The sequence below is a fragment of the Paraburkholderia caffeinilytica genome, assembly GCF_003368325.1.
Taxonomy (GTDB): Bacteria; Pseudomonadota; Gammaproteobacteria; order Burkholderiales; family Burkholderiaceae; genus Paraburkholderia; species Paraburkholderia caffeinilytica.
Genome location: NZ_CP031467.1, coordinates 2268824 through 2292256, shown reverse-complemented (window position 1 = coordinate 2292256; position 23433 = coordinate 2268824). Strand labels below are relative to the sequence as shown.

Here is a 23433-nt window from a genome sequence, read left to right as displayed (position 1 = left end):
TAGGAAAACTGATGACTGTTCGCCAAGCCAGTGCGCCAATTACCGACAAAGAAATAGACAGGGCCGTCATTCAGGGTGTAGATAAACGCGCCAAGGAGCTGTTCGCGCCGTCCAACAAGGATGGTCCGTACACCTACATGGACGCCAAATGCCGCCTCTATCCTAAGCTGTCGTTCTTCTTTGATGGTACCAACAACAATCTGGAGCGTGATCAACCGCTCGACAGACATTCGAACATTGCCAAGCTCTTCGGTGCCGCCGTCGATGACCGGCGACGCCTTGGCTCCTCGCCTCGCTACATCCCTGGTGTCGGCACGCCCTTCCGCTTTCCCAAGGTAGTCGGCTATACCGACACGCTCGAAGACGATCCCGGGGGCGCGTTAGGACTCGGGCTGGGCGCAGGTGGCGACATGCGCATCAAGTTCGCGCTTGCGGAGTTTTCCCGCATTCTCGAACGCGAATGGGGCTCGGCTGCGTGGAAGTGCATGCAGTTCATCAACGTCGCCATCTTCGGCTTCTCGCGCGGCGCAACACAAGCACGCACCTTCGTACGCCGGTTGATCGACCTGAAGAGCAAACGCACCGATAACGGTTTGGTCTGGCTCGCCCCGAACGGCGAGCGCGTGCCACTGCGCATCAATTTCATGGGTTTGTTCGATACGGTCGCATCGGTCGGCGGCCCGACGCTACACCTCGACTGGGCATCAGAACTGGCGATTCCGCCCGAGGTGGAGCGGTGCGTGCATTACGTTTCAGCACACGAGGTACGGCAGGCATTCCCGCTCGATTCGGTGCGGGTGGGACGCACCTACCCCGTCAACTGCGAGGAGGTGGTGTACCCAGGCGTTCATTCGGACGTTGGTGGCGGCTACGCGCCTGACGAACAGGGCCGTAGCTGCGACCTTGCGCGCATTCCGTTGCGTCATATGCTGGCTGATGCACTGCGAGCTGGTGTGCCGATGCAACTGCCACGGCAGTTGCCAATGCTGCTCCAACCGGATTACTCGCTTCCCGATGACAACCCGGTATCGAGCCTATACCAAGACTACATGACCGCCTTGCCCGAACCGACCGGCAACGATCTCGAAGCCTTGATTCACGCGCACCGCCGCCTGAATTTCCGCTGGCGCGGCATGCTTGCACGGCAGCGTTCCGATTTACGCGTGCTTGGCCAGCTCTACGGGAAGGTCAACCGCGCCGCCTGCGCAAGCGTGCCGCCTGCTACGGATCAGGACCACCCGCCCTGTAGGCCCAACACGTGGATCTACGACGTGCCCGCCCAACCCGAGGCGCAAGCAAAACAGTTACTGGGCGAACAACGGCGCCTCATGCAGCAGATCGCATTTCTGCGCAATCCGGTCGAATCCCGTCAGGCCGATCGCGATTGGCCACCACCGCCGCCACGCCCGTTGACCGATTACGAAAGACTGATCCTCTCGTCGTGGGACGATTCGAGCGCCATTCCTCCTGCGGTCGATAGCCTGCTGGCTGAGTACGTACACGACTCGGTCGCCCCCTTCACCTCTTGGCCATGCGCACTGCACGAGCCACGCGGCGTGTACTGCGATGGCAAAAAATACTATGCACACTCGCAGGACATCGATAGCGACACTCAGGCGATCGCGTAAAAATCGGGGCGCGGAGATCAAGGCCGGAGATAAGCCACCATCAACACCCCCAGCGCGCGCTGCATCGTATGCGAACGCTCGCCCGGTGAGACAAACCGATCTACAGCGACCTCACTTCGCCATCTTGTGATCGTAGTCGACTGTCAACGGCGCATGGTCGCTGAACTTGATATCGCGGAACACGTCGGTGCGTTTCGCCTTGCCGGCAATACCCTGCGTCGCGATCTGATAATCGATCCGCCACCCCACGTTCTTCGCATACGCCTGACCGCGATTGCTCCACCACGTATATTGCTCGGGCCGCTGGTCGAGCGTGCGGAAAACGTCGACGTAACCGACTTCGTCAAACAGCTTGGTGAGCCACTCGCGCTCTTCCGGCAGGCAGCCTGAGTTCTTCTGGTTGCTCTTCCAGTTCTTGATGTCGATCTCTTTGTGGACGATGTTCACGTCGCCGCACACGATCACTTCGCGCTTCCTGGCCAGTTCCGCGAGGTGCGGCATGAACTCGTCCATGAACCGGAACTTGGCCTGCTGGCGATCTTCCCCGCTCGACCCCGACGGCACGTACACCGAGATCACCGAAAGCTTGCCGAAGCGCAGTTCGACATAGCGCCCTTCCGGATCGAATTCCTCGCTGCCGAACCCGATCACCACTTCATCCGGTTCGTGACGCGTGTACACACCCGCGCCGCTATAGCCTTTCTTCACCGCATGCTGGAAATAGCCGGTGTAATCGTGCGGCGCCATGAATTCCGGCGTCATGTCGTCTTGCGAGCATTTGATTTCCTGCACGCACAGCACGTCGGCTTTCTGTTCGCCGAACCATTCAAAAAAACCCTTTTTTGCCGCTGAGCGGATGCCGTTCAGGTTGGCGGTAATCACACGCAACATGTCGTTCCTTTTATGTTCGATTCGTTGTTGGAGCAAAGAGCACAAGGCAAAATGGTCACTCGACCCTGACGCCCTTCAGCGATTCTTTAGCAGGCGGATATTCGAGCTTCAGCGCTTCGAACGTGCGCAGCAACAACTCGGCGACCATCACATTGCGATGAGTCTTCGAATCGGCCGGAACCACGTACCACGGCGCGTAATCGGTCGACGTCGCGGCCAGCGCGTCACGGTACGCCGCCTGATATTTGTCCCAATGTTTGCGGGCTTCGAGATCGGAGACGTCGAATTTCCAGTGCTTGCTCGGATCGTCAATGCGCGCTTGCAGACGCTCACGCTGTTCATCTTTCGAAATGTGCAGCATGCACTTGACGATGGCGGTTCCGCTGTATGCGAGCAGTTCCTCGAACTGGCGAATATGGCCACAGCGTCGCTCGAATGCTTCGGCATCCAGATCGCCGAGCACGGTCGGCACCAGCAAATCTTCGTAGTGACTGCGGTTGAAGATGGTCAGCTCACCGGCAGCGGGCGCCTGTGCATGCACGCGCCAGAGGAAATCGTGCGCCACTTCGACAGGCGTCGGCGCCTTGAACGGCACGATGCGCAAGCCAAGCGGATCGACTTCATGAAACACCGCGCGGATCGTGCCGTCCTTGCCGCTCGTGTCCATGCCCTGCAGCACCAGCAACACGCGACGCTTCTGCTGCGCATGCAGGCACTCCTGCAACGTGTCGAGCTTCGCGCCGATCTCCGACAAACGCGCCCGGTCGGCATCTTTGGAACCGGTCGAAAACGGCTTCGCGGTCGGGTCGAAAGCGTCGAGCGAGAACTTGCCGTTCTTCTTGCTTTCGTCGAAATACGGTACGCGGAAATCGTCGAGTTCAGGTTGCTTCGCCATTCACACTCCGTGATCTGCGTTCAGCGGTACATAAAAGCGGGCCCGCAAAATGAAACGGGCCGTTGCCCCACTTTCGTTTCCGGCAACAGCCCGTGATGACCGAAGCTCGCGCTTCAGCCGTGGCTCTTCAAATGAGGTTCAACCCAGCATCAGCCGATGCTGCAATCCAGTGTCAACTCAGGACAGCTTCTTCTTCAGCAGTTCGTTCACCTGCGCCGGATTGGCCTTGCCCTTGGTCGCTTTCATCGCCTGGCCGATCAGCGCGTTGAACGCCTTTTCCTTGCCGGCGCGGAATTCCTCAACCGACTTCGGGTTCGCGGCGAGCACTTCGTCGATAATCGCTTCCAGCGCGCCCGTGTCCGAAATCTGCTTCAAACCCTTCGCTTCGATGATGCGGTCGGCAGCGGCTTCGTCGGTGGCCTTCTCCTCCCAGATCGCGAGGAAAATTTCCTTGGCGATCTTGTTCGAGATCGTGCCGTCGGCGATACGTTGCAGCAGCAGCGCGAGTTGCGCCGACGAAACCGGACTCTCTGCGATATCCAGGCCTTCGCGATTCAGTTGCGACGACACTTCGCCCATCAACCAGTTAGCCGCCACCTTCGCCTGCGCCGGACCCACCTTGACCACAACCGCCTCGTAATACGCAGCCATGGCCTTGCTCGACGTCAGCACGTTCGCGTCGTACGGCGTGAGGCCGTATTGCGTGACGAAGCGCTGTTGAATCGCCACCGGCAGTTCCGGCATCTCACCCTTCACGCGTTCGACCCACGCCGCGTCGATCACCAGCGGCATCAGATCGGGATCGGGGAAATAGCGGTAATCGTGCGCGTCTTCCTTGCTGCGCATCGAACGTGTTTCGCGCTTGTCCGGATCGTACAGACGCGTTTCCTGCACCACCGTGCCGCCGTCTTCGATCAATTCGATCTGGCGGCGCACTTCGTACTGGATCGCTTCTTCGAGAAAGCGGAACGAGTTCAGGTTCTTGATCTCGGCCCGCGTGCCGAATTCCGCCTGACCGACCGGGCGCACCGACACGTTCGCGTCGCAACGGAACGAGCCTTCCTGCATGTTGCCGTCGCAGATACCGAGCCACGTGACCAGCGTATGCAGCGTCTTGGCATACGCGACTGCTTCGGCCGCGCTGCGCATTTCCGGCTCGGTGACGATTTCGAGCAGCGGCGTACCGGCGCGATTCAGGTCGATGCCCGTCATACCCGCGAAGTCTTCGTGCAGCGACTTGCCCGCGTCTTCTTCGAGGTGAGCGCGTGTCAGGTTGACGACCTTCTCGTACGCTTCCTTGCCGGCCTTCTCGTTAGCCGGGACCTGAATCGTCACCTGGCCGCCCTGCACGACGGGGATTTCGTACTGGCTGATCTGATAGCCCTTCGGCAGATCGGGGTAGAAGTAATTCTTGCGCGCGAAGATGCTGCGCGGCGCGATCGTCGAGCCGATCGCGAGGCCGAACTGAATCGCCCGCTCCACGGCGCCACGGTTCATCACCGGCAGCGTGCCCGGCAATGCCAGATCGACGGGGCTGGCCTGCGTGTTCGGTGCAGCACCGAATTGCGTGGCGGTGCCCGAGAAAATCTTCGATTGGGTCGACAGTTGCGCGTGGGTCTCCAGACCGATCACGACTTCCCATTGCTTGGTCATGGTGTTCACACTCCAGCCGGCGCTTTGCGGTGCCAGTCGGTCGCACGCTGGAACGCGTCGGCCACTTGCAGCATCCGGGCTTCATTGAAATAGTTGCCGATGATCTGCAGACCCACCGGCCGCTGCGCATTCGCCCCCGCGCCGAAGCCGCACGGCACGCTCATGCCCGGCAAACCGGCGAGGCTCACCGACAGCGTGTAGATGTCGGCCAGATACATCTGCACCGGATCGTCGCCCTTCGCGCCGAGGTCCCACGCCACCGACGGCGCAACCGGCCCCATGATCACGTCGCACTGCCTGAATGCTTCCTGGAAGTCTTGCGCGATGATGCGGCGGATTTTTTGCGCCTGCAGGTAGTACGCGTCGTAGTAGCCGTGCGACAGCACATAGGCGCCCACCAGAATGCGGCGCTTCACTTCCGGGCCGAAGCCTTCGGCACGCGACTTCTTGTACATGTCGAGCAGATCGCGGTATTCCGCGGCGCGATGGCCGAAGCGCACGCCGTCGAAACGCGACAGGTTCGACGAAGCCTCCGCCGGTGCAATCACGTAGTACACCGGGATCGACAGCTCGGTTTTCGGCAGCGAGACTTCGACCAGCGTGGCGCCCAACGCTTCGTATTGCCTCAAGGCGGCGTCGATCGAGGCGCGCACGTCGGCGGCGAGGCCTTCGCCGAAATATTCTTTCGGCAGGCCGATGCGCAGCCCGGCGAGCGGTTTATCCGCACCGTCTTCTTTCCACGTCTTACCGATGTAGCGCGTGAAGTCTTCGTCCTCGCGCGTGAGGCTGGTCGAATCGCGCTCGTCGAAACCGGCCATGGCGTTGAGCAGCGTGGCGCAATCCGCGGCGGTTTGGGCCATCGGGCCGCCCTGATCGAGCGACGACGCGAACGCGATCATCCCGTAACGCGACACACGGCCATACGTCGGCTTGATGCCGGTGATGCCCGAGAACGACGCCGGCTGGCGAATCGAGCCGCCGGTATCCGTGCCGGTGGCCGCGGGCGCGAGACGCGCCGCGACCGCAGCCGCCGAACCGCCCGACGAACCGCCCGGCACAGCCTGACGATCCCACGGATTCTGCACGGGACCAAAGTACGAATTCTCGTTGGACGAGCCCATCGCGAACTCGTCCATATTGGTTTTGCCCACGCACACCATGCCGGCGCTCTGCAGACGGGCGACCACGGTGGCGTCGAACGGGCTTTCGTAATTCGACAGCATCTTCGAGCCGGCCGTGGCGCGCCAGCCCTTGGTGACGAACACGTCCTTGTGGGCGATCGGTAGGCCGACCAGCGGGCCGGCATGGCCGGTGTGGAGAAGCGCGTCGGCCGCCTTCGCCTGTGCGAGCGTCAGGTCGGCGTCGACCTGAATGAAGGCGTTCAGGCTATTGGCCGCGTCGATCCGCTTCAGATAGAGCTGCGCCAGTTCGACTGCGGAGCATTCCTTGGCTGCCAGTGCGGCGCGCAGTTCGGTCAAGCTTTTTTCATGCATTGCGTTTTATCCTGGGCTTGATTCGCGAGTCTTGGTCGATCACTTACTCGATCACCTTCGGCACGAGGTACAGGCCGTCCTGAACGGCCGGCGCCGGGCGCTGGAAGGCTTCACGGTCGACCGTTTCGGTCACCGCGTCGCCGCGCAGACGCAGCGCGACGTCTTCGATCTGCTCGATCGGATGGGCAAGCGGGGCGATGCCGGTGGTATCGACCGCCTGCATTTGCTCGACGAGGCCGAAGAAATCATTGAGCTGGGCAAGCGTGTGCTCAGCGTCGGCATCAGCCAGTTCGAGCCGCGCAAGGTGCGCGATGCGTTTAACATCGGTCAGGGTCAGAGCCATGCAGTCACCGGAAAATGTGGTGGACCGCCGCAGCGCGGGAAAAACGATGCTGCGACAGCGGGTTACGACACTGGAGGAAGACCTCGAAAAAGGGGCCAGCGGCGGCAAAAAGTGCCGTCCGTTTCCTTCAAAACATCCAAAATTATAAGGTATCATTACGCGTTCGACCCAAACCCGGACCGACTTACCAAGGCCTTTCTGAACAATTCCCAAAGATAGTTTGGATTTTTCTGACTGGGCCTTGCACCGGCCTCCGGTAGACTCCCTCGCAGCTTCAAGTTCCTGTGGCGCCGCTTCCGCCCGGTTGAAGCTGTTATTTTTTCCGCTGCCGCCCTGCGCAACCGTTGCGAGGGCCGGCCCCAAGCGAGACAGGATTTTGAATGTTCGGTTTTCTGCGCAGCTACTTCTCCAACGATCTGGCGATTGACCTTGGCACTGCCAACACGCTCATTTACATGCGTGGCAAGGGTATCGTTCTCGATGAACCGTCGGTGGTCTCGATCCGCCAGGAAGGCGGTCCCAACGGCAAGAAGACCATTCAGGCAGTCGGCAAGGAAGCCAAGCAGATGCTTGGCAAGGTGCCGGGCAACATCGAGGCGATCCGCCCGATGAAAGACGGCGTGATCGCCGACTTCACGGTCACCGAGCAGATGATCAAGCAGTTCATCAAAACGGCTCACGAATCGCGCATGTTCTCGCCGTCGCCGCGCATCATCATCTGCGTGCCGTGCGGTTCGACCCAGGTCGAGCGTCGCGCCATTAAAGAAGCGGCGCACGGTGCGGGCGCTTCGCAGGTTTACCTCATTGAAGAGCCCATGGCAGCGGCAATCGGCGCAGGCCTGCCGGTGTCGGAAGCAACCGGCTCGATGGTCGTCGACATCGGCGGCGGCACGACCGAAGTGGGCGTGATCTCGCTCGGCGGCATCGTGTACAAGGGTTCGGTCCGCGTAGGCGGCGACAAGTTCGACGAAGCCATCGTCAACTACATCCGCCGCAACTACGGCATGCTGATCGGCGAACAAACCGCCGAAGCCATCAAGAAGGAAATCGGCTCCGCGTTCCCCGGTTCCGAAGTCAAGGAAATGGAAGTGAAGGGCCGCAATCTGTCGGAAGGCATTCCGCGCAGCTTCACGATCTCCAGCAACGAAATTCTTGAAGCCCTCACCGATCCGCTGAACCAGATCGTGTCGTCGGTGAAGATCGCGCTGGAGCAAACACCGCCGGAATTGGGTGCGGACATCGCCGAGCGCGGCATGATGCTGACCGGCGGCGGCGCACTGCTGCGCGATCTGGACCGCCTGCTCGCCGAAGAAACCGGCCTGCCGGTGCTCGTCGCCGAAGACCCGCTGACCTGTGTTGTGCGCGGCTCGGGCATGGCGCTCGAACGCATGGACAAGCTGGGCAGCATCTTCTCGTACGAGTAAGCGAGCCCGTCTCCATGTCAGTAGCGCGGATCTGGCAAACGGCCCCTTGCGGGCCGGTTTGCCGTTGGCTGGAACTACCAGCCTCCGCGAGCTGAACGCGCGTCCCTCGCGCGCCGCCGTCTCACCCAACCGCTCACGCCCCCGGCGCCGACCATGGAATACAGTCCGCCGCCCCTGTTCAAGCAAGGCCCGTCCGCCCTCGCACGGCTGGTGTTTTTCGTCGTGCTGGCGCTCGCCCTGCTGATCTCCGATGCACGCTTCAAAACGCTCGAAATCGTTCGCGGCGTGCTCGGTGCGGGTCTTTATCCGTTGCAACGCGCAGCCCTCGTGCCGCGCGACGTTTTCGTGGGTGCGGCCGACCTGGCCGTGACCAGCGCCACGTTGCGCAGCGAGAACGACAAGCTGCGCACCAAAGATCTCCAGCTCGCGCAGCAGGCCAATACGGCCGCCGAACTGGCCGCCGAAAACGCCCATTTGCGTGCACTGCTGCAACTCTCGCAGCGCTCGACCACGCAATCGCTGCCCGCTGAAATCCAGTACGACACGCGCGACCCGTTCACGCAGAAGGTCGTAATAGGCCGCGGCGCTCAGCAAGGCGTCCAGAACGGCTCGCCGGTCGTCAACGAAGACGGCGTGATCGGTCAGGTAACGCGTGTGTTCCCGCTGCAAGCCGAAGTGACCCTGCTCACCGACAAGGATCAGGCAGTGCCCGTGCAGATCGTGCGCACCGGCTTGCGCAGCGTGATTTACGGCACGCCGAAGGGCGATACGCTCGATCTGCGCTTCGTGCCGATCAGCGCCGACGTGCAAACCGGCGACGAACTCGTCACCAGCGGGCTCGACGGCGTTTATCCGCCTGGGCTGCCGGTCGCCAAGGTCGTGCGGGTCGACAAGCAGGCCGATACGGCGTTCGCGCGCGTGGTCTGCTTGCCGGTTGCGCCCGTGCGCGGCGCGCGTCAGTTGCTGGTGCTGCACTATCTGAACGACGTGCCGCCGCGCCCGGCGGAAGAGCCCGATGCGGCCACGACCGCCAAAGACGCGAAAGCAAAGAAGGGCGGCAAGCCTGCGGACAGCAAGGCCGCAGCGGATAAATCCGCTGCGAAGCCTGCCGAAAAGCCGGCCGCTGCGGCCAAGCCCGCTGAAAAACCGTCGGACAAAGCCGCAGCCGCGGAGAAGAAAACCGCCACCGACAAGAAACCGGCCGCCGAGAAAAGCGCGAAGCCGCAAGCCACGCCGGGGGCCCAGCCATGAACCGTCCGCAATACATCCTGCAGCCGGTCAATCCGTATTTCATCGCGTTTAGCCTCGCCGCGGCGTTCCTGCTGAACCTGATGCCATGGGGACGCCTTGTCGGCGTGCCCGATTTCGTGGCGCTCGTGCTGCTGTTCTGGAACGTGCACCAGCCGCGCAAAGTCGGCATGGGCATCGCGTTCTTTCTCGGTTTGCTGATGGACGTGCACAACGCCAGCCTGCTCGGCGAGCACGCGCTGGCGTATACGTTGTTGTCGTATGGCGCGATTACGATCCATCGCCGGGTGCTATGGATGTCGCTCGGCGTGCAGACTTTCGCGGTGATGCCCCTGCTGGTCGTCGCGCAACTGGTGCCGTTCGTGATCCGTCTGCTGACGGGCGCGGCGTTTCCGGGCTGGGGTTACCTGATCGACGGCTTTGTCGAAGCCGCACTGTGGCCGGTTGCCAGCATGCTGCTGCTGATGCCGCAGCGCCGCCCGGCCGATCCGGACGATACGCGGCCGATTTAAACCCGCATCGAGCCCGCCGGCCTTCCCGATGGAACCCAAGCTCCCGGCCTGCTCGACGCGCATCGCTGTTCATGCCTCCCGGTTCCGGCCGGATTAGGCGCACACTCTTGATGGCCGTTACGCGGCCTTTTGCAGAATCGCATGACCGAATTCAAGGACACTCAGCAACAGCTCTCGAAGTTCCGCCTGCGCGTCGCGGCGGCGGGCGTGTTCGTGTTCGTCTGCTTCGGGCTGATCGGTTTCCGTTTCCTCGTCCTGCAGGTCTGGCACTACAGCAAGTACTCGCTGCAAGCCGACGAAAACCGCATCTCGGTCGCACCGATCGTACCGAACCGGGGCATCATCACCGACCGTAACGGGGTGGTGCTGGCCAAGAACTACTCGGCGTACACGCTCGAAATCACCCCGTCGAAGCTGAACGACACGCTCGAAAACGTGATCGACAACCTGGCCACCGTGGTCTCGATCGACGCACGCGACCGGCGCCGCTTCAAGAAGCTGCAGGAAGACTCGAAGAACTTCGAGAGCCTGCCGATCCGCACCCGCCTCACCGACGACGAAGTCGCGCGCTTCACCGCGCAACGCTTCCGCTTCCCGGGCGTTGAAGTGCGCGCGCGCCTGTTCCGTCAATATCCGCTCGGACCGACCGCAGCCCACGTGATCGGCTACATCGGCCGGATTTCGCAACGCGATCAGGACCGGATCGACGACGCCAGCGACCAGAACGACAGCGACCCGGATCACTACGATCCGCGCCTCGACGCCAACAACTACAAGGGCACCGACTACATCGGCAAGATCGGCGTCGAGCAGAGCTACGAGACCGAGCTGCACGGCCAGACCGGTTTTGAGGAAGTCGAAGTCACCGCGGGCGGCCGGCCTGTACGCACGCTGTCGCGCACTCAGGCGACACCGGGCAACAATCTCGAACTGTCGATCGACATCGGCCTGCAGCAGGTCGCCGAGCAGGCCTTCGCGGGCCGCCGCGGGGCATTGGTCGCGATCGAGCCGGCAACCGGCGACGTGCTCGCGTTCGTGTCGGCGCCGAGTTTCGATCCGAATTCGTTTGTCGACGGCATCGATCAACAGACGTGGGACGAGCTCAACAACTCGCCCGACCATCCGCTGCTGAACCGCCCGCTGCACGGCACCTATCCGCCGGGCTCGACCTACAAGCCGTTCATGGCGCTCGCCGCGCTGACGCTGCACAAGCGCACGCCGGGCTGGGGTTTCCAGGATCCGGGCTCGTACACGTTCGGCGGCCATACGTTCCGCAACGACGTGCGCTCCGGCCAGGGCTGGGTCGACATGAACCGCGCGATCGTGGTGTCGAACGACACGTATTTCTACATGCTCGCGCACGATCTCGGCGTCAACGCGATCGCCAACTTCATGAAGCCGTGGGGCTTCGGCCAGATCACCGGCATCGACATTTCGGGAGAAGCGCGCGGCATCCTGCCGTCGACGGAATGGAAGCGCAAGGCGTACCGCAAGCCCGAGCAGCAGCGCTGGTATGAAGGCGAAACGATCAGTCTGGGCATCGGCCAGGGCTATAACTCGTTCACCATTCTGCAACTTGCCCACGCCACGGCCACGCTCGCCAACAACGGCGTCGTGATGAAGCCGCACCTCGTGCGCGACATCGAAAATCCGATCACCAAAGACACGCGCCCGGTCGTGCGCGATCCGAGCGACAAGATCGCGGTGAAACAAGCGGACATCGACATCATCAAGCGCGCGATGGAAGGCGTCGTGACCAACGGTACGGCGTCGAAGCTGTTCATCGGCGCACCCTATCTGGCCGCCGGCAAAACCGGTACGGCGCAGGTCTACTCGCTGCAAGGCGCGAACTATAAGGGCCACGCAATCGCCGAGCATCTGCGCGACCACGCGCTCTTCATCGCGTTCGCGCCGGCCGAGCAACCGAAGATCGCGCTCGCGCTGATCGTCGAAAACGGCGGCTGGGGCGCTGAAGCGGCCGGGCCGGTCGCGCGGCGTGTGCTCGATTACTACCTGGTCGGCAAGAACAAGCCTGGCGCTGAAGCGGCGGCTGTCGCGGCAGCGGCTTCGGCGACGCAGGATGCGTCCGCGCCTGAAGTAGGTGGCGCACCGACGCCGCAGGACGCCGCGCAGCCGGTCAAGATCGCGGCGGGCTTCACGGCACTGCCGATGCCGGGTGCTGCTTCGGCGGCCGCGGCGGCTTCCGCGGCGGCGGCATCGACGGCAGCGGCAGCGTCGGCTCCGTCTGCTGCATCGGCGCCTTCGGCGACGGCCACCGCTTCTGCATCCGGTGCTTCGGCGGCCGTCGCCGCATCCGCGTCTGCGCCCGCTGCCGCAAAAATTCCGGCGCCGCGTAAATCCGGCGCTCCGCACAAACCCCGCCCGAGCAGCGAGGCGGCACCGACCGCTGCCGCACCGTCGCGGGATGACGGCATTCAGCCTACGTCGCCACGCCAGCCGGTTTCCGGCGGCATCGACGAGTAAGGAGAAAGGCATGCAATTCGACAAGCGCGCCTGGCTCGACCGCATCAAGCGGATGTTCGTGGGCTTCGATCGGCCGCTCGCCCTGATCGTGTTCCTGCTGCTGTGCGTCGGCATCGTCACGCTCTACAGCGCGACGCTGGACATGCCCGGCCGCGTGGAAGACCAGCTGCGCAACATCATGCTGACGTTCGTGCTGATGTGGGCGCTGGCCAATGTGCCACCCACCACGCTGATGCGCTTCGCGGTCCCGCTCTATACATTCGGGATCGCGTTGCTGGTGGCCGTAGCGCTGTTCGGACTCACACGCAAGGGCGCGAAGCGCTGGATCAACGTTGGCGTGGTGATCCAGCCATCGGAAATTCTGAAGATCGCCACACCGTTGATGCTCGCCTGGTACTACCAGCGCCGCGAAGGCGTCATGCGGTGGTACGACTTTCTGGTTGGCTTCCTGATCCTGATTGTGCCGGTCGGTTTGATCGCCAAGCAGCCTGACCTCGGCACGGCCGTGCTGGTGTTCGCGGCCGGCCTCTTCGTGATTTACTTCGCGGGACTGAGTTTCAAGCTGATCGTGCCGGTACTGATTGCCGGCGTGATCGCGGTCGGCTCGATTGCGGCGTTCCAGGACAAGATCTGTCAGCCGGAAGTGCAATGGCCGCTGATGCACGATTATCAGAAGCACCGTATCTGTACGCTGCTGGATCCGACTTCCGATCCGCTCGGCAAGGGTTTCCACACGATCCAGGCGGTGATTGCAATCGGCTCGGGCGGCCCGCTCGGCAAGGGCTGGCTCAAGGGTACACAGGCGCATCTGGAGTTCATCCCTGAGAAGCACACCGACTTCATCTTCGCGGTGTTTTCCGAGGAGTTCGGACTAGCGGGCGGGATCGTGCTGCTCACGCTTTATATGCTGCTGATCGCACGCGGACTATTTATCGCCGCCAATGGGGCGACGTTGTTTGGGCGGCTGCTGGCCGGATCGTTGACGATGGCGTTCTTCACCTATGCATTCGTCAATATCGGCATGGTGAGCGGGATCTTGCCGGTGGTGGGCGTGCCGTTGCCATTCATGAGTTACGGCGGCACTGCGCTGACCACGCTGGGGGTCGCGATCGGCCTCATCATGAGCGTCGCGCGGCAGAAGCGGCTGATGCAGAGCTAGAGCGGGGCTGAGCGTAGGACTCACGGCACAGACTGCGGAGCCGACGGCAGCGGAGACGAAGGACGCAGAGCCGATGAGGCGAAGTCAAAGCAGCCTTTGGCAGATCCGACAAAGAAAAGGGGTGCGCCGTCAGGAGCACCCCTTTTTCATTGATTGCCGCTTCGCTTACTGCGGTTTCACTTCCTTCTGATCCCGCAATTGCGCGCTCAGTTGCTGATACTTGAGTTTCGCCGCCGGATCGCCCTGTGCCGCCGCTGCCGCGTAATACGCGCGCGCCACGTTCAGATTCTTGTCCACGCCGTCGCCGCCACGTTCGTAGAACGAGCCGGTCACGTACTGCGCGGTCATATCGCCGCCTTGCGCAGCCTTCTTGTACCAGACGAACGCCTGCTGATTGTCGCGAGTCGTGCCGCGGCCATCGAGAAACTGGTTGGCCAACGCGAGTTCCGCCTGCACGTGCCCCTGCTGCGCGGCCTTGAGGAACCACCGGTGCGCTTCGACCGGATCGCGTCCGACGAACTCGCCGTCGTCGTACATCTTGCCGTACACATACTGCGCGTGCGACATGTTGGCGTCGGCGGCTTTGCGCAGCCACTTCTTGCCCTCGTCGACATTGACCTTGGTGCCCTCGCCGTTGAGCAGCATCATCGCGTAGTTGAACTCGGCCAGCCGGCTGCCGCGCTCCGCGGCCTTACGGAACTCGGCAAGCGCCGCGCCCAGATTGCCGGCGTTGTAATCGGCAACCGCGGTTTGCGTCTCCGGATCGCTCGACTTCGCGACGCGGTTGTCCTGCGCATAAGCCGTCACATTCGCTATCAACGCCGCCGTAACCGCCAGACGCACCGCGACGCACTGCACCATCCCCTTCATGTCCTCACCTCCTGCAACGCCTGGCGGGTTGCGCGCAACATCCACATGACGTCGGCGGCCAGGGCGATAAAACGAAAACCGGCATCGCGATGCTGCTTTGCGCTCGCGACATCCATGGCAAATATTCCCGCTGCGATACCGGCCTTGTCGGCGGCGCTGACAATGCGCGCCATCGCCGCCTGCACGTCGGCATGCTTCGAGTCGCCGAGGTGGCCAAGGCTCGCGGCCAGATCGGCCGGCCCGACGAACAGACAATCGACGCCCGGCGTCGCAGCGATCTTCTCCACCTCCTGCAAGCCGCGCGCCGACTCGATCTGCACAATGGTCGCGATCTGCGCGTTGGCCGTCTGCACGTAGTCGCGCCGCATGCCGTACGCAGCCGCCCGCACCGCACCGGCGACGCCACGCTGGCCGCCGAGCGCCGCGGCAGTCGGATATTGCGTCAGGCGCACGGCCTGTGCCGCCTCTTCCGCGGTTTCGATGTTCGGGAACATCAGCGTGCGGGCGCCGGCGTCCAGCACACGCTTGACGAGCCACGCCTCGCTGGCGGGCACGCGCACGACCGGCTCGCTCGGCAGATGCGCGGCGGCGATCGCGCGCAATTGCGACGTGACGTCGCCGCTATCGTTCGGCGCATGCTCCATGTCGATCAGCAGCCAGTCGAAACCGGCATGCGCGAGCGCCTCGGCGGCGGAATCGCTGCCGAGCGAAAGCCACAGGCCGAACAGCGGATCGGCTTCTTTCAGACGTTGCTTGAGGGGATTCGTGAAAGTGCTCATTGCCGCGCTCCCTGGCGATGGGACACATCGCCTGAAACGCGGGTGAGGATGCTGGCGTGGCGGAACAGGCTCACGCCTGGGCCGTGACGGCCTGAATGCCTGCTGCGGCGCAATGCGGTGACCGGCATGTCTCGCTCCGTGTGGTTATCGGAGCGATCATACCGTGACAATAACGTGGAGGCAGGACTGCGGAGTCGACTCGCGCGGCCTCGAGTCTAATCGCGGACCACGTCGGCCCAGCAGTTCGGCGTCTCGAACAGACGCACCTTATGCAGTCTCAGATTCACGCCGTAATGTGCGTCATAAACGTTCGCGAGGATATCGAATGCGACGGCAGCAAGATTTTCAACGGTCGGGATGCGATCGAGCACGACCGTCTTGTGCCCCGCCATGGTGTCCAGAAAACCGCGCACCTGCGTATCGCCTTCGTAGACGAGAAACGCATGATCCCACTTGTCGACCAGATGCTCGACCGCGAGCGACTTCACGTCGGCGAAGTCCATCACCATGCCGCGATCCGGCGCGCCTTCGGTGTCGACCAGGTCGCCTTGCAGCGTGATTTCGAGCACATAGCGATGGCCGTGCAGATTACGGCACTGGCTGCGGTGATCGGGGATGCGGTGGCCCGCGTCGAATTCGAGTTTTCGTGTAATCGTCAGCACGGCAAATCAGGGAATGTTCAGATACTTGTGGGTCTGCATCGACAGGCGCCATTGTGGATGGCGTTTGCACCAGTCGATCGCGAGCTTCGTGTTGAGATCGCGCGACGGGCCGTCCATCGGCTGGACGAGGAAATACTCGAAGTCGAGCTTCGCATACTCGGACAAACGCTGGTTGTCCTGCGGAATCACGACCTTCAGTTCGTTGCCCTTGGTGACGACGAGCGGCGCGTCGGCTTTCGGGCTCACGCAGATCCAGTCGATCGTCTCGAGCACCGGCAGCGAGCCGTTGGTTTCGATGGCGATTTCAAAGCCGGCGGCGTGCAGCGCATCGACAAACGGCGGGTCGATCTGCAGCATCGGTTCGCCGCCGGTGCACACCACGAAGCGCTCGCCCTCGCCTTCCGGCCATTGCGACGCGATCATCTGCACCAGTTCTTCCGCCGTGCGGTACTTGCCGCCGTTCTCACCGTCGGTACCGACGAAGTCTGTATCGCAGAAACGGCACACTGCATCCGCACGATCCTCTTCGCGGCCCGACCACAGATTGCAGCCGGCGAACCGGCAGAACACGGCCGGACGCCCGGCATTCGCGCCCTCGCCCTGCAATGTGTAGAAGATTTCCTTGACCGCGTAAGTCATGCTGCTTTCTGCCTTGTGTTCCTGAAAATAATGGGCTGCGCCGTGCCCGTTCACACGGCGCGCCAACGTCAAACTGTTGCGAGGGCGTCAGACTGGCTCGGTCACCTTCTCTCCGGCCAGGTACGCTTCATAGCCGCGCTTGCGCAAGCGGCACGCCGGGCATTCGCCGCAGCCGAAGCCCCATGCGTGCAGCTCCGCGCGCTCGCCGACATAACAAGTGTGCGTTTCGACGCGCACCAGTTCGACCAGTTCGTCGCCGCCCAACTCGTGCGCGAGACGCCACGTATCGGCCTTGTCGAGCCACATCAGCGGCGTTTCGAGCAGGAAGCGCGTGTCCATGCCGAGGTTCAGCGCAACCTGCAATGCCTTCATCGTGTCGTCGCGGCAGTCGGGGTAGCCCGAGAAGTCCGTCTCGCACATCCCACCGACCAGTACCTGCAAGCCGCGCCGATAGGCGATGGCGGCGGCGATCGTCATGAACATCAGATTGCGGCCCGGCACGAACGTATTCGGCAAACCGTTCGCCGTGGCGTGAATCTCGATTTCGCGCGTCATCGCGGTATCGCTGATCGAGCCGAGCACCGACAGATCGATCATGTGATCTTCGCCGAGGCGGTCGGCCCAAGCCGGAAATGCCCGCGTCACCGCGTCACGAAACCCTTCGCGGCATTCAAGTTCGACTCGGTGCCGCTGGCCATAATCGAAGCCGAGCGTCTCGACCGTTTCATACCGTGCGAGAGCCCAGGCGAGGCATGTGGCGGAATCCTGGCCGCCGGAAAACAGCACCAGAGCGCTCCGTTTAGCGTCTTTGCGGATCACCGTGAAACTCCGTGAATGATGGGTGCCACGTCGCGCTGCGCGAGGTGCGCCATGCAAGCAACGCGGCGCGACGCGTGCCGGCACTGCTGCCGGCCCAAACCAGTATAGGCCGCGCCTTCCGCATGCAGAGTCGCTGGGCGCTTATACCGTTAATCGTCGGGCGAAGGGTTCGGCACCTGTCGCGGCCTCGCCGCGTTGCGGCTGAGTGCGCAAAAAGCCCCGCTTCGGGACACGAAAAGACGCGTTCGATGCGATAGCGCGCCAGTGAAACACCGACTGCATGCTCGCATGCAAGTCCTTGAACTGGCGCGATTTTATCACGCGACGCCCAATGCCGCCGAGCACACCCGCCGCAGCGGCCAAGTCAGCCGCGCCGCAGCGAATGCCTATCAGAAAAGGAAAAGCCCCAGGAATCTTGCGATCTCCTGGGGCTGAATCCTGGTGGCCTGGGACGGAATCGAACCATCGACACGCGGATTTTCAATCCGCTGCTCTACCAACTGAGCTACCGGGCCAACGAAGAACGAAATCATATCAAAGGGTCAGCTGCTCGGCAAGCCCCCTCTCGAAAAAATCTGCCGCGCCCGAGCGTGCACGCCTCGCGCAGAAGCCGTTCACTCTCCTTTGTTCTTACCGAGATCGACACCGAGCTGCTTGAGCTTGCGATACAAGTGCGTGCGCTCGAGGCCCGTCTTCTCCGCGACGCGCGTCATGCTGCCATTCTCGCGCGCGAGGTGATATTCGAAGTAAGCGCGCTCGAATGCATCGCGCGCGTCGCGCAACGGGATGTCGAACGAGATCGACGCCGTTTGCGCGGCCAACGCGCCGCTGCCCATGCCATCCGACGACAGCATCGGCAACGCAGCCGACGAAGCCACAGCCGAGGCGCTGACAGGCAGCGCCGGCTTGACGACCGTGCCGCCCGGCGCACCGGTCGCATTGCCGCGGGCGAGGCCCTGCTCGACGGCCTTCAGCAGCTTCTGCAACGCAATCGGCTTCTCCAGGAAATTGAGTGCGCCGATCTTGGTCGCTTCGACCGCCGTGTCGATGGTTGCGTGACCGGACATCATGATCACCGGCATGGTCAGCTGCCCCTGCGCGGCCCATTCCTTGAGCAAGGTCACGCCGTCGGTATCGGGCATCCAGATGTCGAGCAGCACCAGGTCCGGCGCCTGGCGCAAACGGAACTCGCGCGCTTCCTGCGCGTTTTCCGCGGCCTCCACGACATGCCCCTCGTCGCTCAGGATCTCCGAGAGCAATTCCCGGATGCCCATTTCATCGTCTACCACCAGGATGGTTGCCATTTACGCTGCCTTTGTCTGCACTGTTGCTTTTGTCGTTCCCTGCGACGCATTGCCATGCGCCGGCCGCGGCCCTGCTCCAGGTGCCGCGGTATCGTCCGCCAGTTGAAGGAAGAGGATCGAAATCTGCGCACCCTCGATCACGTCGCCCGCCTTCATGCGGTTGCGAATGTCGATGCGCGCGCCGTGTTCGTCGACGATCTTCTTGACCATCGCAAGACCGAGACCCGTACCTTTGGCCTTGGTCGTCACGTAAGGTTCGAATGCACGTGTGAGGATACGCGCGGGGAAGCCCGGTCCGTTATCCGACACCGTCAGGCGCACCGCGACGTGTACTTTGCCTTCCGCGTCGGGGTCTCCGTATTCTACTGTCCTCGTCTCGAGCAACACACGCGGTTGTTCGACGTCGGCCACGGCATCCTGCGCATTCTGCAGCAGGTTGTGAATCACCTGTCGCAATTGTGTCGCGTCGCCGCGAATCGCCGGCAAGTCCGCGAGCTCCACCTGGATCGCGCCCTTGCCTTCTTCGATACCGTACAGCGTGAGCACTTCGCTGACCAGCTCGTTCAGTTGCAGATGCGCGAGCACCGCCGGGGGCGTGCGCGCATAGTCGCGGAAATTGTCGACCATCTGCTTCATCGCCGCGACCTGATTGACGATGGTGGTCGCGCCGCGCTTCAGCACATCGGCATCCGACGGCGACAGCTTGTCGGCGAGTTTCATCTGCAAACGCTCGGCGGAGAGCTGAATCGGTGTGAGCGGGTTCTTGATCTCATGCGCGAGACGCCGCGCCACTTCGCCCCAGGCGATCGAACGCTGTGCGGAGATCACATCCGAAATATCGTCGAACACGACCACGTAGCCGGACGTTTGCATGTCTTCCGCGCCACGGTCAGTGGCGGACACAAGGCGCGCGCCTCGCACAAGCAAGGTGAGCGGCTCGGTTTCGCCCGGCACCTGCACCGAGAACTGCTGCTGCCAGTGGCCGCGGTCGTCGTGACCGTCGCCACTCGCGGCTTCGCGATCGGCAAAGGCCTTGCGCACCATTCCGCCAAATTCGCTCAACACGCCGATCTGTTCGAGCGCCGAACCCAGCACCTCCTGGAATTGCTGACGGAAAATCCGCTCGGCGCCGCGGTTCGCGGTGGTGAGGCGGAACTGCCTGTCGAACACGAACACGCCCGCAGTCAGATTCGCGAGAATGCTTTCCAGATAGGCCTTGGAATGCTCGAGCGCGATGCGGTTGTTCTCGACCGCTGCGCGCGCCTCGGACAGCTGCCGCGTCATCGCGTTGAACGACTGTGTGAGAAAACCCAGTTCGTCGCGCGATTTGATTTCACGCTTCGGCGTGTAGTCGCCCTCGGTCACCTCCTTGGTGCCCTGCGCGAGCAGGAACAACGGCCGCGCGAGCTGATTGCCGAGCGCGAGCGCCAGCATCATCGCGATGAACGTGGCGAGGAACAGCGCGAGCGTCAGTGTGCCGATGTACATCTTGCGCAAGCCGGTGCGGCCGAGCGCCTTCTCCTGATACTCGCGATAGGCGCGCTGCACGGCATCGGCGTTACGCGCGAGCGACGGCGACACCGGCTGCGTGAGCTGCAGGAAGCGTTCGGTGGGCTGCAGCAGCGACGCATTCGAATCGGGAATGCGCTGCACGACACGCAATCGCAGCGCGCCCTTGCTGCCATGCGCGTGCGGATCGCCGTCGACTTCCCCTTCGATCGCCGCGTAGCCGCGGCCGCGCGCCTGATCGATCATCAACGGCGTGGGCAGGTCGTTCGAAACGAGACTCGCGTAATTGCCGGATGCCTGCGCGACCACGTGCATGTCCGGTGTCGCGCCCGACATGCTGCGCGTGGGTTCGACGATCGTCGCGTCCTGCACGCCGAACTGATCGCGCAAGCGCAGCAGCGTGAGCGTGGTGCCGGCGGCATCCGCGCTCGCCAGCTGCTCGGACATCAGGCGGCCCTTGGTCTGCAGATCGGACAGCGACGCGTCGAGCATGCCGCGGCCGAGATTCAGGCCCGAGGTCAATGCGGTTTCGACGTTCACGTCGAACCACGACTCGATACTGCGCGATACGAACTGATACGAGACGACGTAAATGATGCCGCCCGGCACCACGCCGACCAGCGCCATGAAGAACGCGAGTTTTGCTAACAGCCGGGTGCCGAACTTACCTTTTTTAAGCCGCGCAATGATGATGACGACGAGCGTCGCCACCACCAGCAGGAAGATCATCGCGACGACGAGGTTGGCCGCGTACAGCCACTGGTAGTAGCGGTCGAAAAATTCGGTATTCGCGCTCGCCGCTGCAAGCAGCACGAGCAGCAGCACGGCCGTCACAGCGACCGTGGACACCAGCACGCGCACGACGATGCTGCTGACGCTGGTGGCTCGGCGCACTCTATTTAGCACGTTCGGTCACCGTGAAGGTAAAGCGCTTCCACTCCGACGAAAGGCTCCAGTCGCGGTTGTTCACCGCGTCGATCTGGAACGGCTTGGGCATCAGCGCGATGTCGAGTTGCATGCGTACCGACGCGTTGTAGGTCTCCCCGGTATGCACCTGATTGCGGTCGATCACATGCCATGACGTGACGTGCTTGATCACCGCGAGCGCGTCTTTCAGCGTCGTGAAGCCGAGCTGCAACCCACCCGACGACACGCTCGACACACGATACTCACGCGTGAGCGGCTGGAACGACAGGCGAATGCTCTGCGACACGCTCACCGGCTGTTCGTCGAACCAGTACCAGCGCGGCCGGCTCAGTTCGAAGTCCGTTGTGAAATACAGCGGAATGCCTTTGTTGACGGCGTCTTCCAGATTGCTGTTCAGGTCGAAGTCGAAACGCGCATCGAGATTCCAGCCAGTGTTGTCCGATTGCAGCGAGGCGCGCTGCACCGCGATCGAATCGGCATACGCCGCGCCCGGTACAGCCAGCCATACGGCAAGCACGATCCAGAGCACGGCAGCGAGCCGAAGCGGGAAGAAGCGTTTGATGGTCACCGTTTCTGAAAGCGCGCGTAGAAAAATCCGTCGTGGTCTGAGTTCGAGCCGGCGCTATCTTCAGCGGCATGTCCGGCAGGGGACCCGGCCGATGTGTCGGCGGGCGCGCGGGCAACTGAGGGTAAAAGTTGCCCCGGCGCGTCCAATCGTACCGCATCCTGATACTTGTTTCCAAACCACTGCGCCTGCAACTCGCCTTCTTCCGGGAAGATCGAACACGTAACGTAGAGCAACTCGCCGCCCGGCTTCACAAGTGGCCATAGCGCGTCGAGAATGCGGCGCTGCTCGGCGACCAGGGCGGGGATATCGGACGCGCGACGCAGCCAGCGAATATCGGGATGACGCCGCACGATACCCGAGGCCGAACACGGCACGTCGGCCAGAATGCGATCGAACGGCTGATCGATGTCGTCGTGCCACTTTGCGGGCGCACCCGCGTCGCCGATACGCACCTCCGCTTCGAGCTTGAGGCGCTGCAAGTTTTCGCCGATGCGACGTGCGCGCGACACGTCGCTTTCGAGCGCCACGAGCTGCAGGTTGGCGAGTTCGAGCAGATGGCCGGTTTTGCCGCCAGGCGCCGCGCACGCATCGAGCACGCGCATGCCATCACGCACGCCGAGCAGTTGAGCGGCGAGTTGCGCGCCGGCGTCTTGCACGGACACGACGCCGTCGCTGAAGCCGGGGATCCGGTCGACCGGCATCGGCGTGACGAGCTTGACGGCGTATTCGCCGGCCCTGCTCGCGGGAATGTGATGGTCTTGCAGCGCCTGCAGATAGGCATCGACCGTCGAGCGGCGCGCGTTGACGCGCAATGTCAGCGGACCTTGCATGTTGCCGGAGGCGAGCACAGCTTGCCATTCGTCAGGCCATGCGGCTCTGACCGCATCGATCCACCACGCCGGGTAGTTCCAGCGCGCCACTTCGTCGGCCTGCGCTGCGCTCAGCAGCGCCTCACGCTCGCGCAGAAAATTGCGCAGCACGGCGTTGACGAGACCTTTTGCGAACGCGAATTCACGACGCGCGGCGATGGCGCTGACCGCCTGATCGACAACCGTGAACGGCGCATAGGCGGCGGTCGCTTCATCGTCGACGAGCAAAGCGAGCGCGCAGGCGAGGACGTGACCGACGTGCGGAGGCGGTGCTTTTTTCACCAGCTTCGCGATCAGCCATTCGGCAGTCGCCAGACGCCGCATGGTGCGGTACGCGATGTCCTGCACCGCGCCGCGCGCCGCGGCGACGCTACCTTCAGGCGCGGACACGAAGACGGATTGCAACGCGGCCGGCAAGGACGCGCCGAGGCCCACGGCGCCGACGGCCTGGCCCGCGCAGTCGAGCGCGAAACCGAGCGATTCGGGCGCGAGGTGCAGTATCGACAAGCGGGATTCGCGTGGACGCGCCGGTGATGTAGCAGACCGCGAAGAAGGCTTTGGAGTCATGAAAGAGGCAAAGACAGGCCGCGCGGTGCGCGCGACGCAAACAGCACACATTGTAGCGTGGCGCGGGATAGGGGCCGCCGAGGGCGGATCACAACCCCAAGGCGTAGCCGCGCCTGCCGGCGCGCGAGCAATAGGGCAAGGACCCGCCAGCGAACGGTCGGCGACACGGCGCGGCACAGCATCCGGAGCG

At 63.0% G+C, this 23433-nt stretch carries 21 protein-coding genes and 1 tRNA gene; 7 read left to right on the top strand and 15 right to left on the bottom strand.

Annotated elements, in window-relative coordinates; genetic code table 11:
* Positions 1 to 11 precede the first annotated feature (11 nt).
* Positions 12 to 1628, top strand: a complete 1617-nt coding sequence (locus DSC91_RS26480) for a T6SS phospholipase effector Tle1-like catalytic domain-containing protein (RefSeq protein WP_115781567.1) — start codon at positions 12 to 14, stop codon at positions 1626 to 1628.
* 111 nt (positions 1629 to 1739) lie between these two features.
* Here the strand turns inward: DSC91_RS26480 and DSC91_RS26475 are convergent, their stop codons facing one another.
* The 5 genes from DSC91_RS26475 to gatC form a co-directional block, all read right to left on the bottom strand.
* Positions 1740 to 2519, bottom strand: coding sequence for an exodeoxyribonuclease III (locus DSC91_RS26475; RefSeq protein ID WP_115781566.1), 780 nt, complete (start codon positions 2517 to 2519; stop codon positions 1740 to 1742).
* Positions 2520 to 2574: 55 nt separating this feature from the next.
* On the bottom strand, positions 2575 to 3414 hold the full coding sequence (locus DSC91_RS26470; protein WP_115781565.1) for a PPK2 family polyphosphate kinase: 840 nt from the start codon (positions 3412 to 3414) through the stop codon (positions 2575 to 2577).
* Positions 3415 to 3591: 177 nt separating this feature from the next.
* Positions 3592 to 5067 carry an Asp-tRNA(Asn)/Glu-tRNA(Gln) amidotransferase subunit GatB gene (gene gatB / locus DSC91_RS26465; RefSeq protein ID WP_115781564.1) on the bottom strand — a complete coding sequence of 492 codons (1476 nt, stop codon included), beginning with the start codon at positions 5065 to 5067 and terminating at the stop codon, positions 3592 to 3594.
* Between the two features lie 5 nt (positions 5068 to 5072).
* Positions 5073 to 6560: an Asp-tRNA(Asn)/Glu-tRNA(Gln) amidotransferase subunit GatA gene (gene gatA, locus DSC91_RS26460; protein ID WP_115781563.1), complete on the bottom strand. Its 1488-nt coding sequence runs from the start codon at positions 6558 to 6560 to the stop codon at positions 5073 to 5075.
* 43 nt (positions 6561 to 6603) lie between these two features.
* The gene (gene gatC / locus DSC91_RS26455; RefSeq protein ID WP_115781562.1) at positions 6604 to 6903 is read right to left on the bottom strand and encodes an Asp-tRNA(Asn)/Glu-tRNA(Gln) amidotransferase subunit GatC; all 300 of its coding nucleotides are present in this window, start codon (positions 6901 to 6903) and stop codon (positions 6604 to 6606) included.
* A gap of 380 nt (positions 6904 to 7283) precedes the next feature.
* Between gatC and DSC91_RS26450 the strand changes: the two genes are divergently transcribed.
* From DSC91_RS26450 to rodA, 5 genes are all read left to right on the top strand, one after another.
* Entirely contained in the window at positions 7284 to 8327 is a 1044-nt protein-coding gene (locus tag DSC91_RS26450) for a rod shape-determining protein (protein WP_004189550.1), read from the top strand.
* A gap of 153 nt (positions 8328 to 8480) precedes the next feature.
* Positions 8481 to 9578 carry a rod shape-determining protein MreC gene (gene mreC, locus DSC91_RS26445; protein WP_115781561.1) on the top strand — a complete coding sequence of 366 codons (1098 nt, stop codon included), beginning with the start codon at positions 8481 to 8483 and terminating at the stop codon, positions 9576 to 9578.
* The gene (gene mreD, locus DSC91_RS26440; protein ID WP_115781560.1) at positions 9575 to 10087 is read left to right on the top strand and encodes a rod shape-determining protein MreD; all 513 of its coding nucleotides are present in this window, start codon (positions 9575 to 9577) and stop codon (positions 10085 to 10087) included. The genes mreC and mreD overlap by 4 nt, the downstream gene beginning before the upstream one ends.
* Before the next feature lie 141 nt (positions 10088 to 10228).
* Positions 10229 to 12571, top strand: a complete 2343-nt coding sequence (gene mrdA / locus DSC91_RS26435) for a penicillin-binding protein 2 (RefSeq protein WP_115781559.1) — start codon at positions 10229 to 10231, stop codon at positions 12569 to 12571.
* A 10-nt stretch (positions 12572 to 12581) separates the two neighbouring features.
* Complete coding sequence (gene rodA, locus DSC91_RS26430) at positions 12582 to 13730, top strand: rod shape-determining protein RodA (RefSeq protein ID WP_115781558.1); 1149 nt, start codon at positions 12582 to 12584, stop codon at positions 13728 to 13730.
* 165 nt (positions 13731 to 13895) lie between these two features.
* On the opposite strand, the gene DSC91_RS26425 is transcribed toward rodA, so the two are convergent.
* The 5 genes from DSC91_RS26425 to queC all read right to left on the bottom strand — a co-directional run bounded on the left by DSC91_RS26425 (position 13896) and on the right by queC (position 17499).
* Positions 13896 to 14600: a tetratricopeptide repeat protein gene (locus DSC91_RS26425; RefSeq protein WP_115781557.1), complete on the bottom strand. Its 705-nt coding sequence runs from the start codon at positions 14598 to 14600 to the stop codon at positions 13896 to 13898.
* The gene (locus tag DSC91_RS26420; protein WP_115781556.1) at positions 14597 to 15379 is read right to left on the bottom strand and encodes an HpcH/HpaI aldolase family protein; all 783 of its coding nucleotides are present in this window, start codon (positions 15377 to 15379) and stop codon (positions 14597 to 14599) included. Before DSC91_RS26420 ends, DSC91_RS26425 begins: the two co-directional genes overlap by 4 nt.
* Before the next feature lie 215 nt (positions 15380 to 15594).
* Positions 15595 to 16041: a 6-carboxytetrahydropterin synthase QueD gene (queD, locus tag DSC91_RS26415; protein ID WP_115781555.1), complete on the bottom strand. Its 447-nt coding sequence runs from the start codon at positions 16039 to 16041 to the stop codon at positions 15595 to 15597.
* A 6-nt stretch (positions 16042 to 16047) separates the two neighbouring features.
* Positions 16048 to 16680 carry a 7-carboxy-7-deazaguanine synthase gene (gene queE, locus DSC91_RS26410; RefSeq protein ID WP_097390893.1) on the bottom strand — a complete coding sequence of 211 codons (633 nt, stop codon included), beginning with the start codon at positions 16678 to 16680 and terminating at the stop codon, positions 16048 to 16050.
* Positions 16681 to 16767: 87 nt separating this feature from the next.
* A complete protein-coding gene (gene queC / locus DSC91_RS26405) occupies positions 16768 to 17499 on the bottom strand; it encodes a 7-cyano-7-deazaguanine synthase QueC (protein WP_115781554.1) in 732 nt (243 codons plus the stop codon).
* A 288-nt stretch (positions 17500 to 17787) separates the two neighbouring features.
* Here queC and DSC91_RS37640 point away from each other — a divergent pair, with 288 nt between their 5' ends.
* Positions 17788 to 17934: a hypothetical protein gene (locus DSC91_RS37640; protein ID WP_162831469.1), complete on the top strand. Its 147-nt coding sequence runs from the start codon at positions 17788 to 17790 to the stop codon at positions 17932 to 17934.
* Between the two features lie 4 nt (positions 17935 to 17938).
* Here the strand turns inward: DSC91_RS37640 and DSC91_RS26400 are convergent.
* The 5 genes from DSC91_RS26400 to rsmB form a co-directional block, all read right to left on the bottom strand.
* Positions 17939 to 18014, bottom strand: a tRNA-Phe gene (locus DSC91_RS26400).
* 99 nt (positions 18015 to 18113) lie between these two features.
* Positions 18114 to 18803: a response regulator transcription factor EsaR gene (gene esaR / locus DSC91_RS26395; protein ID WP_115781553.1), complete on the bottom strand. Its 690-nt coding sequence runs from the start codon at positions 18801 to 18803 to the stop codon at positions 18114 to 18116.
* Positions 18804 to 21218, bottom strand: coding sequence for a sensor histidine kinase (locus DSC91_RS26390; protein ID WP_115781552.1), 2415 nt, complete (start codon positions 21216 to 21218; stop codon positions 18804 to 18806).
* Complete coding sequence (locus tag DSC91_RS26385; protein WP_115783520.1) at positions 21208 to 21807, bottom strand: DUF4390 domain-containing protein; 600 nt, start codon at positions 21805 to 21807, stop codon at positions 21208 to 21210. Before DSC91_RS26385 ends, DSC91_RS26390 begins: the two co-directional genes overlap by 11 nt.
* A complete protein-coding gene (rsmB, locus tag DSC91_RS26380) occupies positions 21804 to 23243 on the bottom strand; it encodes a 16S rRNA (cytosine(967)-C(5))-methyltransferase RsmB (protein ID WP_115781551.1) in 1440 nt (479 codons plus the stop codon). The genes DSC91_RS26385 and rsmB overlap by 4 nt, the downstream gene beginning before the upstream one ends.
* Between the last annotated feature and the right edge of the window lie 190 nt (positions 23244 to 23433).

Excerpts from the sequence above, each read along its gene's own strand:
- DSC91_RS26480 (WP_115781567.1), top strand. The coding sequence starts at position 12 with ATGACTGTTCGCCAAGCCAGTGCGCCAATTACCGACAAAGAAATAGAC.
- DSC91_RS26475 (WP_115781566.1), bottom strand. The coding sequence starts at position 2,519 with ATGTTGCGTGTGATTACCGCCAACCTGAACGGCATCCGCTCAGCGGCA.
- DSC91_RS26470 (WP_115781565.1), bottom strand. The coding sequence starts at position 3,414 with ATGGCGAAGCAACCTGAACTCGACGATTTCCGCGTACCGTATTTCGAC.
- gatB (WP_115781564.1), bottom strand. The coding sequence starts at position 5,067 with ATGACCAAGCAATGGGAAGTCGTGATCGGTCTGGAGACCCACGCGCAA.
- gatA (WP_115781563.1), bottom strand. The coding sequence starts at position 6,560 with ATGCATGAAAAAAGCTTGACCGAACTGCGCGCCGCACTGGCAGCCAAG.
- gatC (WP_115781562.1), bottom strand. The coding sequence starts at position 6,903 with ATGGCTCTGACCCTGACCGATGTTAAACGCATCGCGCACCTTGCGCGG.
- DSC91_RS26450 (WP_004189550.1), top strand. The coding sequence starts at position 7,284 with ATGTTCGGTTTTCTGCGCAGCTACTTCTCCAACGATCTGGCGATTGAC.
- mreC (WP_115781561.1), top strand. The coding sequence starts at position 8,481 with ATGGAATACAGTCCGCCGCCCCTGTTCAAGCAAGGCCCGTCCGCCCTC.
- mreD (WP_115781560.1), top strand. The coding sequence starts at position 9,575 with ATGAACCGTCCGCAATACATCCTGCAGCCGGTCAATCCGTATTTCATC.
- mrdA (WP_115781559.1), top strand. The coding sequence starts at position 10,229 with ATGACCGAATTCAAGGACACTCAGCAACAGCTCTCGAAGTTCCGCCTG.
- rodA (WP_115781558.1), top strand. The coding sequence starts at position 12,582 with ATGCAATTCGACAAGCGCGCCTGGCTCGACCGCATCAAGCGGATGTTC.
- DSC91_RS26425 (WP_115781557.1), bottom strand. The coding sequence starts at position 14,600 with ATGAAGGGGATGGTGCAGTGCGTCGCGGTGCGTCTGGCGGTTACGGCG.
- DSC91_RS26420 (WP_115781556.1), bottom strand. The coding sequence starts at position 15,379 with ATGAGCACTTTCACGAATCCCCTCAAGCAACGTCTGAAAGAAGCCGAT.
- queE (WP_097390893.1), bottom strand. The coding sequence starts at position 16,680 with ATGACTTACGCGGTCAAGGAAATCTTCTACACATTGCAGGGCGAGGGC.
- DSC91_RS37640 (WP_162831469.1), top strand. The coding sequence starts at position 17,788 with ATGCAAGTCCTTGAACTGGCGCGATTTTATCACGCGACGCCCAATGCC.
- esaR (WP_115781553.1), bottom strand. The coding sequence starts at position 18,803 with ATGGCAACCATCCTGGTGGTAGACGATGAAATGGGCATCCGGGAATTG.
- rsmB (WP_115781551.1), bottom strand. The coding sequence starts at position 23,243 with ATGACTCCAAAGCCTTCTTCGCGGTCTGCTACATCACCGGCGCGTCCA.